The following is an 11,778-nucleotide window of genomic DNA, read 5'->3' as shown; positions in this document are numbered from 1 at the left end:
GTCGCGCGGTACGCCGGGCGACGCAGCCGCGCCGGGATGCGGGTGACCGCGCCGAGGCCGGTGGAGGGAGGTGCCCATGGCCCGCGTGATGGTGGTCGATGACGACGTGACGGTCCGCGAAGTGGTGGTGACCTACCTGCGGGCGGCCGGCTACGACGTCGGTGAGGCAACCGACGGCGAGACGGCCCTGATGGATCTGCGGGACGAGCGGGCCGACCTCGTGGTGCTCGACCTGATGCTGCCCGGCATCGACGGGCTCGACGTGTGCCAGCGCCTCCGAGCCAAGGGCGATGAGGTGCCGGTGATCATGCTGACCGCGCTCGGATCCGAGACCGACCGCGTCGTCGGTCTGGAGCACGGCGCCGACGACTACGTGACCAAGCCGTTCAGCCCGCGCGAGCTGGTGCTGCGGGTGGAGTCGGTCCTGCGACGAGTGGGTGAGCGCGGCGTCATCAAGGGCGTCGTCACCGACGGTGATCTGGTCATCGACTCGACTGAGCACACCGTCACGCTGGGCGGGCGTCGGCTCTCCCTCACCGTGCGCGAGTTCGACCTGCTGCGTTTCCTCGTCAGCCACCCGGGGCAGGCGTTCTCGCGCGACGAGCTGCTCAAGCAGGTCTGGGGGTGGTCGTTCGGTGACCAGTCGACGGTCACGGTCCACGTGCGACGGCTCCGCGAGAAGATCGAGTCCGATCCGACCCATCCGGTGCGCCTGGTCACGGTGTGGGGTGTCGGCTACCGCTGGGAGGCCGCGTCATGACCCACGACCAGCTCGTCATCGTCCTCACCACTGCTGCCTGGTCCGGCGGCGTGGGGTTGGGCGGTGGCGTCATCCTGTGGCTGGGCCGCCGTGCATCCCTGCGATGGCTCATGGTCGGCGTTGCCACCACGGCCGTGCTGGCCGTGGTCGCCGGCACGGTGGCCACCTCTCGGGCGATGTTCCTCTCCAGCCACGACCTCGGTGTGATCAGCCTGGTGGCGGTGGTGGCCGGCATCGTCGCCGTCCTCGTCGCCCTGGCCGCCGGGTCCGTCCTCGCGCGGTGGTCACGGGATCTCCGGGACGACGCGCGGCGGTTCGGCGAGAGCGGCTCGTTCGTCTCCGAGGTGTCCGGTCCGGTCGAGTTCACCGAGCTCTCGGAGGAGCTGCGCCGGACCAGCGAACGGCTGGCCGAGTCGCGCGCCCGCGAGCTCGCCCTGGAGCAGTCCCGTCGCGAGCTGGTCTCCTGGGTCTCCCACGACCTGCGCACCCCGTTGGCCGGCCTCCGGGCGATGACCGAGGCACTCGAGGACGGCTTGGCCGACGACCCGGCGCGCTACCACGCGCAGATGCGGGCCGAGGTCGACCGCATGGTGCGGATGGTCGACGACCTCTTCGAGCTCTCGCGGATCCACGCGGGTGTGTTGCGGCTGAGCCCGCAGCCTGTGGCACTGGGTGATGTCGTCAGTGAGGCGTTGGCCGGGGCCGACTCCGTGGCACGTGCGCGGGGCGTTCGCCTGGGAGGACGGGTGGACGAGGACGTGCTCGTGAGCGCCGACCCGGCCGGCCTGTCACGGGTCGTCTCGAACCTGCTGATGAACGCCATCCGGCACACCCCCACGGCAGGCGTCGTCGAGATCAGCGCGCGAGCAGTGCCCGACGGCGTCGAGCTCTCGGTCACCGACGCGTGTGGCGGTCTCAGCGACGAGGACATCTCGCGGGTCTTCGACGTCGGCTGGCAGGGCAGCAGCGCGCGCACCCCCGATCACGCCGGCGCCACCGGTGGCGCCGGGGCCGGTCTCGGACTCGCGATCGTCAAGGGGATCGTGGAGGCCCACCTCGGGCGGGTCGCGGTCTCGAACCACGACCCCGGCTGTCGCTTCCTGGTCACCCTTCCCGGCTGAGGCGCTCGCAGCCCGGTCAGCGGTACTCCGGGTTCTCGTAGTCGAAGCGGCATCCCGCGTCCCACTCGGAGCGCTGGTTGCCGTACGCCGGGACGCCGCCGGCGTCGTTCAGCATCTTCGCCAGGTGCATGAGGTTCCAGGTCATGAACGCGGTGTTGCGGTTGGTGAAGTCGTTGTCCGGTCCGCCGCTGCCCGGGTCGAGGTACGACGGTCCGGGGCCGGCCTCGCCGATCCAGCCCGCGTCCGCCTGCGGCGGGATCGTGTAGCCGATGTGCTGCAGCGTGTAGAGCACGTTGTGCGCGCAGTGCTTGATGCCGTCCTCGTTGCCGGTGATCAGGCAGCCACCGACGCGGCCGTAGTAGAGGTACTGCCCCTGGTCGTTGAGCAGGTGGGAGCCGCCGTACAGCCGCTCGTGCACCTGCTTCATCACCGAGGAGTTGTCGCCGAGCCAGATCGGGCCGGCGAGCACGAGGATGTGCGCGGCCTTGACCTGCTCGAAGATCTCCGGCCACGCGTCGGTCTCCCAGCCGTGCTCGCGCATGTCCGGCCACACCCCGGTGGCGATTTCGTGGTCGATGGCTCGGACGACGTCGACGTGGACGCCGTGCTTCTCCATGATCGTGCGGCTGGCGTCGACCAGCCCCTGGGTGTTGCTCGGCTCGGGTGAGCGCTTCAACGTGCAGTTGATGAAGAGCGCCCTCAGTCCGGTGAAGTCGTACGCCGTATCGTTCATGACCGCACTGTCCCGGCTGTACGACGTACCGACAATGGGGCGCCGGTGACGAATTCGTGACGACCTGGAGGGTTCCGTTGGAGGTCTGGCCGGGCACGGCGTACCCGCTGGGAGCGACGTTCGACGGCGTCGGCACCAACTTCGCGGTCTTCAGCGAGGTGGCCGAGCAGGTCGAGCTGTGCCTGTTCGACGACGCCCGGAACGAGGTCCGGGTGCCCCTGACCGAGGTCGACGCGTTCGTGTGGCACTGCTACCTGCCGTCGGTGCAGCCGGGTCAGCGGTACGGCTACCGGGTCCACGGCACCTACGATCCCGAGCACGGACTCCGGGGCAACCCCGCCAAGCTGCTGCTCGACCCCTACGCCAAGGCGACCGTCGGCGACATCGACTGGGACCAGTCGCTGTTCGGCTACGACTTCGGCGACCCGGACTCCCGCAACGACGACGACTCCGGCTCCCACATGATGCTCGGCGTCGTGATCACCCCGTTCTTCGACTGGGAGGGCGACCGCCGGCTCAACACGCCGTACCACGAGAGCCTGATCTACGAGGCTCACGTCAAGGGGCTGACCGAGCTGCATCCCGACGTTCCCGAGGACGAGCGAGGCACGTACGCCGGGCTCGCGCACCCGTCCGTGGTGCGGCACCTGACCCGGCTCGGCGTGACCGCGATCGAGCTGATGCCGGTGCACCAGTTCGTGCAGGACAGCACGCTGCTCGACAAGGGACTCCGCAACTACTGGGGCTACAACACCCTCGGCTTCCTCGCGCCGCACGCCGACTACGCCGCGGCGGGGCAGCTCGGCCAGCAGGTGCAGGAGTTCAAGTCGATGGTCCGGTCGATGCACGCGGCCGGGATCGAGGTGATCCTGGACGTCGTCTACAACCACACCGCCGAGGGCAACCACCTGGGTCCGACGCTGAGCTTCAAGGGCCTGGACAACCCGGCGTACTACCGGCTCGTCGAGGACGACCTGCGCTACTACATGGACTACACCGGCACCGGGAACAGTCTCAACGTGCGCCACCCGCACTCCCTGCAGCTGATCATGGACTCGCTGCGCTACTGGGTGATCGAGATGCACGTCGACGGCTTCCGCTTCGACCTCGCCTCCGCCCTGGCCCGGGAGTTCTACGACGTCGACCGGCTGTCGACGTTCTTCGAGCTCGTGCAGCAGGACCCGGTCGTCAGCCAGGTGAAGCTCATCGCCGAGCCGTGGGACGTCGGGCCGGGCGGCTATCAGGTGGGCGGCTTCCCGCCGCAGTGGACCGAGTGGAACGGCAAGTTCCGCGACACCGTGCGCGACTTCTGGCGCGGCGAGCCGTCGCTCGGCGAGTTCGCCAGCCGGCTGGCCGGGTCGAGCGACCTCTACGAGCAGTCGGGACGCCGCCCGGTCGCCTCGATCAACTTCGTCACCGCCCACGACGGCTTCACCCTGCGCGACCTCGTGTCGTACGACGACAAGCACAACGAGGCGAACGGTGAGGGGAACAACGACGGCGAGAGCCACAACCGTTCGTGGAACCACGGCGCCGAGGGCCCGACCGACGACCCGGAGATCCTCGCCCTGCGGGCGCGCCAGCAACGGAACTTCCTGACCACGCTGCTGCTCAGCCAGGGCGTGCCGATGCTGCTGCACGGTGACGAGGTCGGCCGCACCCAGGACGGCAACAACAACACCTATGCCCAGGACGGCCCGATCTCCTGGCTGCACTGGGACGACGTCGACGAGCCGCTCATGGAGTTCACCGCGGACGTCGCGAAGCTGCGACGCGACCACGCGACCTTCCGGCGCCGCCGCTTCTTCACCGGCACCGACGTACGCATCGGCGACGCCGACCGGCTCAACGACATCGTCTGGCTGCACCTCGACGGTCGCCCGATGGAGGATGCCGACTGGAACGCGCCGGATGCGCGGTCGCTCGGCATGTACCTCAACGGGCACGGCATCGCCGGGGCCGACGCCCGCGGGCAGGACGTCGTCGACGAGCACTTCCTGCTGTACTTCAACGCCGCCGGCGACGACGTACCCCTGACGCTGCCGCCCGAGGAGTACGCCGCGGCCTGGGACGTCGTGATCGACACCGGAGCCGTGCGGCGCCGCAAGGGCCCGATCAGGGCCGGCGTGCGGTCCAAGGTGGCGGGGCGGAGCGTGCTCGTGCTGCGCGAGCACACGGCGCCGACCACGGCCCCCGACACCTCGGCGGCCGCGTCCGTCGCTGCTCAGGAGCAGAACAGCAAGAGCTCGTCCTGATCATGCGCGTCCCGACCAGCACCTACCGCCTCCAGGTCAACGCCCGGTTCACGCTGCACGACGCCGCCACGACGCTGCCGTACCTGCACGACCTCGGGGTCGACTGGGTCTACCTCTCGCCGCTGCTGAAGGCGGAGCCCGGGAGCGACCACGGGTACGACGTGGTCGACCACTCCCTGGTCGACCCCGACCGGGGCGGGCGCGAGGGGCTGGTCGCGGTCTCGGCCGCGGCGAAGCGGCTCGGCATGGGCGTGCTCGTCGACATCGTGCCGAACCACGTGGGCGTCGCGACCCCGCGGGAGAACGCGTGGTGGTGGGACCTGCTGCGTCGGGGGCGGGACTCCGCGCATGCCGATGCGTTCGACGTCGACTGGGCCGACGGTCAGGGACGCGTCCGCATCCCGGTCCTCGGTGACGACGGCGGCTCGGCGATCGAGCTCGACGACACCGAAGGAGTCGTGCGGTACCACGACCACGTCTTCCCGCTCGCTCCCGGTACGACGACGCTGGAGGAGCAGCACTACGAGCTCGTGCATTGGACCGTGGCCGACACCGGGCTCAACTACCGGCGGTTCTTCGCGGTCACCACCCTGGCGGGGATCCGGGTCGAGGACCGGTCGGTGCTCGACGACTCGCACGTCGAGATCCGGCGCTGGTTCGACGACGGGCTCGTCGACGGGCTCCGCGTCGACCACCCCGACGGCCTCCGCGACCCTGCGACGTACCTCGACGTCCTGAGCGAGCTGACCGGCGGCACCTACGTCCTGGTCGAGAAGATCCTCGAACCGGGCGAGACCCTGCCGAGCTCCTGGGCCACCGCCGGCACCACGGGCTACGACGTGCTCGGCCTGGTCGACCGGGTCCTCACCGACCCGGCGGGGCAGGCGCCGCTGACCGCGCTCGAGGCGCGCCTACGAGGCTCGGCCCTGGCCTGGCCCGACCTGACCCACGACACGAAGCGGGCCGTGGCCGACGGCATCCTCGGCTCCGAGGTCCGACGTGTGGCCCGGAAGGTGCCGGCGAAGGGTGGTTCCGACCTGCTGGTCGACGCGCTGGACGAGCTGCTCGCGTGCTTCCCGGTCTATCGCTCCTACCTCCCCGGTGGCGCCGAGCACCTCGCCACGGCCTTCAGCGACGCCCGGCGACGCAGGCCCGACCTGTCCGCGACGTTCGACGCCCTGGAGCCGGTGCTGGGCGATCCGGCGCACCCGGCGGCGCTGCGCTTCCAGCAGACCAGCGGAGCGGTGATGGCCAAGGGGGTGGAGGACTGCGCGTTCTACCGGACCTCCCGGCTCACCTCGCTGACCGAGGTGGGTGGCGACCCGAGCGAGTGGTCGGTCACGGTCGACGAGTTCCACGCGGCGATGGACGTGCGGCAGCGCGAGCGGCCGCAGGCGATGACGACCACGTCGACGCACGACACCAAGCGCGGCGAGGACGTGCGGGCCCGGATCGCCGTTCTCGCCGAGATCCCGGACCTCTGGGCCGGCGCCCTCGACACCCTGCTCTCGCTCGTCCCTCTTCCCGACGCGTCCTTCGGCAACCTGCTCTGGCAGGCGGTCCTCGGCGCCTGGCCGGCGTCGCGTGAGCGCCTCCACGGGTACGCCGAGAAGGCGATGCGCGAGGCCGGCGACCGGACGTCCTGGACAGCGCCCGATGCGACGTACGAGGGCGCGGTGCACGCGGCCGTCGACGCCGCCTTCGACCATCCGGCCGTCACGGCGGTCCTCGAGGACCTGCTCGAGTACGTCGCGGGTCCGGGCTGGAGCAACAGCCTGTCGACCAAGCTCGTGGCGCTGACCATGCCGGGCGTGCCCGACGTCTACCAGGGCAGCGAGCTCTGGGAGCAGTCGCTGGTCGACCCCGACAACCGCCGCCCGGTCGACCTCGGTGTACGTCGCCGCGTGCTGGATCGGGTGCTCGCGGGCGAGCGACCCGTGCTCACGCCCCACGTCGACGACCACGGTCACGCCAAGCTGCTGCTCACCCAGGCCGCGCTCACCCTGCGACGCAACCAGCCACACCGGTTCACGACGTACCTCCCGGTGCATCCCCGGGGGCAGGCCGGCGAGCACGCGCTCGCCTTCGACCGAGGAGGAGCGCTCACGGTGGCGACCCGGCTGCCGTTCGGACTGGCCACGCGCGGCTGGGGCGAGACGGTGCTGCCGCTGCCCGAGGGCGCGTGGGCCGACCTTCTGACCGGGCGTGAGTACTCCGGCGACGCGCCTCTCCACGAGCTGCTCGCGGACTACCCGGTCGCCCTCCTGCTCCGGGAAGAAGCCGGATGAGCTTCTGGACCCACGACCACGGGCCGTTCGCGGTGTGGAGTACACGCGCGAAGCGGCTCCGCCTGTCGGTGGGCGATGCCATCGTCGAGATGAGCCGCTCGGGAGGCGACTGGTGGATCCCCGACGGCGTTCTGGACCCGACGGAAGGACCACTCGACTACGGATACCTGATCGACGACTCGGACGTGCCACGACCCGACCCGCGGTCGCGGCGCCAGCCGGCGGGCGTCCACCAGCGCTCGCGAACCTACGATCCGACCTCATTCCCCTGGACGGACCGGGCCTGGACCGGACGGCAGCTGCCGGGGTCGGTGATCTACGAGCTGCACGTCGGCACGTTCACCCCCGACGGCACCCTGGACGCCGCGATCGGGAGGCTCGACCACCTGCGTTCGATCGGGGTCGACCTGGTCGAGCTGATGCCGGTCAACGCCTTCAACGGCGTGTGGAACTGGGGATATGACGGCGTCGACTGGTTCGCCGTCCACGAGGCGTACGGCGGGCCTCCGGCGTACCAGCGCTTCGTCGACGCCTGTCATGCCGCGGGGCTGGGCGTGGTGCAGGACGTCGTCTACAACCACCTGGGTCCGTCGGGCAACTACCTGCCGCAGTTCGCGCCGTACCTCAAGCAGGGGCGCAACACCTGGGGCGACCTGGTCAACCTCGACGGCGAGGCGGAGGTACGCCGCTTCGTCCTCGACAACGTCCACATGTGGTTCGCCGACTATCACGTCGACGCGTTGCGGCTGGACGCCGTGCACGCGCTGGAGGACTCCTCGCCGACGAACATCCTCGAGGAGATGGCGATCGAGACCGCCGCACTGTCGGCCCACCTCGCACGACCGCTCACGCTGATCGCCGAGTCGGACCTCGACGACACCACCCTGGTGACGCCGCGCGAGGGCGGCGGGTACGGGCTCGACGCGCAGTGGAGCGACGACTTCCACCACGCCCTCCACGTCGCACTGACCGGCGAGACGCTCGGCTACTACGCGGACTTCGCGCCCCTGTCGGCACTGGCGAAGGTGTGCGAGAAGGGGTTCTTCCACGACGGCACGTGGTCGTCGTTCCGCGGTCGCGACCACGGCGTGCCGGTGGACACCGCACACATGCCGACCTGGCGGCTGGTCGTCTGCAGCCAGGACCACGACCAGATCGGCAACCGGGCGCGCGGCGACCGGCTGACCGAGCACCTCGACGACGACCAGCTGGCGTGCGCGGCGCTGCTCACCCTGTGCGGGCCGTTCACGCCGCTGCTGTTCATGGGTGAGGAGTGGGCAGCTTCCACGCCGTTCCAGTTCTTCACCTCCCACCCCGAGCCCGACCTCGGGCGGGCCACCGCCGAGGGCCGGCTCGTGGAGTTCGAGCGGATGGGCTGGGATGCCTCCGAGGTGCCCGATCCGCAGGACCCCGCGACATTCGAGCGGTCGAAGCTGGACTGGTCGGAGCTGTCGGGCGGACGGCACGCGCGGCTGCTGGCGACGTACCGAACACTCGCCGCCTTGCGGCGGTCGCTGCCCGAGCTCACCGATCCGTCCTTCACCTCCCTGGCGGCCACGGCGGACGAGGCGACGCGGGTGTTCACGCTGCGGCGAGGCGGGTTGCTGATCGCGGTGAACTTCGGGACGACCCCGGCGACGCTGCCGGAGTCCGGCGCGCTGCTGTTCACGACTCCGAGCGCGGCCACCGTCGACGCACAGGGCATCACCTTGCCGTCGCACGCGGGCGCGCTCCTTCGCCTGACCTGACCCGTTTTCGCAATTAGGGTGTTCGCCGTGGAACGTCTGGAGACAGCCGACCTGGTGCTCCGCCCGCCGGTCGAGGAGGACGCGCCCGAGGCGTTCCTGCTGCTCAACGACCCGGACGTGAAGCTCTGGAACCCGGGCGGAGAGTGCCCCGACCTCGAGGCGGCTGCGGCCTGGTGCCGGGCCGGCGGGGACTGGTCCAGCGGCACCCATGCCACCTTCCATGCGGTGGACCCGGAGACCGGGACCATGCTCGGCAACGTCAGCCTGTTCGCGATCGACACCGACGACCGGGTCGCCAAGATCGGCTACCGGGTCCTGCCGTCCGCGCGTGGGCGCGGCGTCGCGCGCCAGATGGTCGACGCCGTCACCCGCTGGGCGTTCGAGTCGCGCGGTCTGATGCGCGTCCAGCTCGAGCACTCGGTGCACAACAGGGCGTCCTGCCGAGTGGCCGAGGCTGCCGGCTTCGTCCACGAGGGCACCACCCGCTCGGCGTACGCCGTGCCCGGGAGCGAGGTCCGCGAGGACTGCCACATCCACGGCCGGCTCCCCAGCGACCCGGGGCTGTGAGCGCACCACCGATGGGAGCCGAGCCGGAGGGGAGCTCCGTGGTCGCGCTGCGCCGACCCGCCACGTCGACCGTGCTCACCTACGACGACGGTCCCACCCCGGGCGTCACCGATCGGCTGCTGCCGGTGCTCGCCGAAGCCGGCGCGACCGCCACCTTCTTCGTCCTGCTCACCCGGGTGCGTGCGCACCTCGGCCTGTTGCACGAGGTGCTGGCCGCGGGACACGAGATCGGGCTGCACGGGTCGGACCATCGTCGGCTCACGACCCTGCCGGCCGAGGCCATGCCCGCCCGCTTCCGCGACGCCAAGGCCGAGCTCGAGGATCTCGCGGCGGTCCCGGTGCGGTGGTCGCGCCCGCCGTACGGCGCACAGGACCTGGTCTCCTGGCGCGCCGCCCGCGACGCCGGCCTGATGCCGGTGCTGTGGAGCGTCGCCTGCCGGGACTGGGAGACGCATCCGGCGGAGAAGTACCTGGCCGAGCTGCGCTCCACCGATCTGACCGGCCGCGTCGTCCTGTTGCACGACGGGTTCGCCGACGAACGCGACGGCGTCAACGACGGTCCGGAGCCGGTGCTGGACCGGATCGAACTCACCCGCGGCGTCCTCGAGGCGGTGGCCGCATCGGGCCTCACCGGCCACAGCCTGGGCTCGGCCCTCGAGGACGTCGAACCCGAGCGTGCCCCCTGGCTCGAGGAGCTCGGCGATCCTGCCTGAGGCTCTGGAGTGAGCCCATCACTGCGTGCTACGTCGATGAGCGCAGCGCGCTCATCGAGCCGGTGCTCGGGGCCGCCTCAGGCGACCGTGTCCGCTTCCGCCTCGGGGAGCGGTTCCGGCTCGACCCCGCCCGGGGCGTCCGGCTCGATGACGCGGGTCGGCATCAGGAACGCCACCGCGAGCAGAGCCGCGGCGATGAACGCACTGACGACGTAGACGTCCTGGATGGCCGGTTCGAGGATCGCACTCGACACGTGCGCCACGTCCGGACTGCTCGAGCCGAGGGCATCGCTGACGTGGCTGTTCACGATGGCTCCGAAGACTGCGACGCCGATGGCGCTGCCGACCGACCTGGAGAACATGTTGGCCCCGGTCGCGACACCCCGACGCGCCCACGACACCGCTGTCTGCGCGGCCACGACGCCTGGGCTCGCGACGTACCCGAAGCCGATGCCCATCACGAAGCACGCGGCGGTCAGGTGCCACAGTGAGCTGTCGCCGTCCACCGTGGCCAGGATCAGCGCGCCGATGATCGTGATCGCGCCACCGAGAACGAGCGTGAACCGGAAGCCGAACCTCAGGTAGAGCCGGCCCGCGGTCGCGGCCGCGATCGGCCAGCCGATCGTCATCGCCGCCAGGACGAGTCCGGCCACCACGGCACCCGTGCCCAGCACCTTCTGCGAGAACAGCGGCACGTACGACGACAGGCCCATCATCAAGACGCCGACGAGCAGCCCGCTCGCGTTCGACACGTTGAGCACGCGCATCCGGAACACCCACAACGGCAGCACCGGCTCGACCGCTCGGGTCTCCACCAGCACGAACACGCCGAGCAGCACCACGGCGGCCGCGAACAACCCGATGCTGGTCGCCGAGCTCCACCCCCACTCGACGCCGCCCTCGAGCAGAGCCAGCAGGAGCAGGGTCCCGCCGAGGCCGAGCAGCGTGGCGCCGAGGTAGTCGATCCGGTGCCGCTTGCGCTCGACGTGCTCGTGGAACCGGCGCCAGAGCGTCCACATGGCCGCCGCCCCCAGGGGCAGGTTGACGAAGAAGATCCACCGCCACCCGATCGTCTCGGAGAACACCCCGCCGAGGGTCGGCCCGATCAAGGCCGCCATCGCCCACACGCTGGCCAGGTAGCCCTGCACCGTCGCTCGCTCCTGCAGCGAGTAGATGTCGCCGAGGATGGTCATCCCGATCGGACCGATCGCGCCGGCACCCAGGCCCTGCACCAGCCGGAAGACGATCAGCGCCGTCATGCTCCACGCGAAGCCGCACAGCAAGGAGCCGACCACGAAGAGGCCGACACCCAGCAGCATCAGCGGCTTGCGCCCGTACAGGTCGGCGAGCTTGCCGTAGATCGGCACCGAGATCGCCTGGGCCAGCAGGTAGATCGAGAACAGCCACGGGAACGACGTGAAGCCGCCGAGGTCGGACACGATCGACGGGACCGCGGTCGCCAGGATCGTCGAGTCGATGGCGAACAGTCCCGTGCTCAGCATCACCGCGAGCAGGATCGGTCCACGCTCGCTGCGCAGCCCCACCTGGGCGCGCCCCACCGGAGGCGTGGAGGAGGTCGTCACGTGGCGGCAA

The 11,778-nt window shown here is 70.7% G+C and carries 9 protein-coding genes; 7 read left to right on the top strand and 2 right to left on the bottom strand.

The window, feature by feature from the left end:
- Nucleotides 1-76 precede the first annotated feature (76 nt).
- Together VGJ24_RS09650 and VGJ24_RS09645 are read left to right on the top strand one after the other, a co-directional pair.
- Nucleotides 77-760, top strand: coding sequence for a response regulator transcription factor (locus VGJ24_RS09650; protein WP_331500338.1), 684 nt, complete (start codon nt 77-79; stop codon nt 758-760).
- Nucleotides 757-1,881: a HAMP domain-containing sensor histidine kinase gene (locus VGJ24_RS09645; RefSeq protein WP_331500337.1), complete on the top strand. Its 1,125-nt coding sequence runs from the start codon at nt 757-759 to the stop codon at nt 1,879-1,881. The genes VGJ24_RS09650 and VGJ24_RS09645 overlap by 4 nt, the downstream gene beginning before the upstream one ends.
- A gap of 16 nt (nt 1,882-1,897) precedes the next feature.
- Here the strand turns inward: VGJ24_RS09645 and VGJ24_RS09640 are convergent, their stop codons facing one another.
- Complete coding sequence (locus tag VGJ24_RS09640; protein WP_331500336.1) at nt 1,898-2,614, bottom strand: flavodoxin family protein; 717 nt, start codon at nt 2,612-2,614, stop codon at nt 1,898-1,900.
- A gap of 77 nt (nt 2,615-2,691) precedes the next feature.
- Between VGJ24_RS09640 and glgX the strand changes: the two genes are divergently transcribed.
- From glgX to VGJ24_RS09615, 5 genes are read left to right on the top strand one after another with little or no spacing between them, the layout of a single operon-like run.
- The gene (gene glgX, locus VGJ24_RS09635) at nt 2,692-4,869 is read left to right on the top strand and encodes a glycogen debranching protein GlgX (protein WP_331500335.1); all 2,178 of its coding nucleotides are present in this window, start codon (nt 2,692-2,694) and stop codon (nt 4,867-4,869) included.
- A 2-nt stretch (nt 4,870-4,871) separates the two neighbouring features.
- A complete protein-coding gene (gene treY, locus VGJ24_RS09630; RefSeq protein WP_331500334.1) occupies nt 4,872-7,157 on the top strand; it encodes a malto-oligosyltrehalose synthase in 2,286 nt (761 codons plus the stop codon).
- Complete coding sequence (treZ, locus tag VGJ24_RS09625) at nt 7,154-8,905, top strand: malto-oligosyltrehalose trehalohydrolase (protein ID WP_331500333.1); 1,752 nt, start codon at nt 7,154-7,156, stop codon at nt 8,903-8,905. Before treY ends, treZ begins: the two co-directional genes overlap by 4 nt.
- Nucleotides 8,906-8,932: 27 nt before the next feature.
- Entirely contained in the window at nt 8,933-9,472 is a 540-nt protein-coding gene (locus VGJ24_RS09620; RefSeq protein ID WP_331500332.1) for a GNAT family protein, read from the top strand.
- A gap of 11 nt (nt 9,473-9,483) precedes the next feature.
- Nucleotides 9,484-10,185 (top strand): polysaccharide deacetylase family protein, encoded by a 702-nt coding sequence (locus tag VGJ24_RS09615; protein WP_331500331.1) that lies wholly within the window; start codon nt 9,484-9,486, stop codon nt 10,183-10,185.
- 77 nt (nt 10,186-10,262) lie between these two features.
- Here the strand turns inward: VGJ24_RS09615 and VGJ24_RS09610 are convergent, their stop codons facing one another.
- Nucleotides 10,263-11,768, bottom strand: coding sequence for an MDR family MFS transporter (locus VGJ24_RS09610; protein WP_331500330.1), 1,506 nt, complete (start codon nt 11,766-11,768; stop codon nt 10,263-10,265).
- Nucleotides 11,769-11,778: the final 10 nt, after the last annotated feature.

The organism is Nocardioides sp. (assembly GCF_036493135.1).
In the GTDB taxonomy this organism is placed as follows: Bacteria; Actinomycetota; Actinomycetes; order Propionibacteriales; family Nocardioidaceae; genus Nocardioides.
The sequence above is the reverse complement of the archived record's forward strand: the minus strand, read 5'-3'. Positions and strand labels throughout refer to the sequence as shown.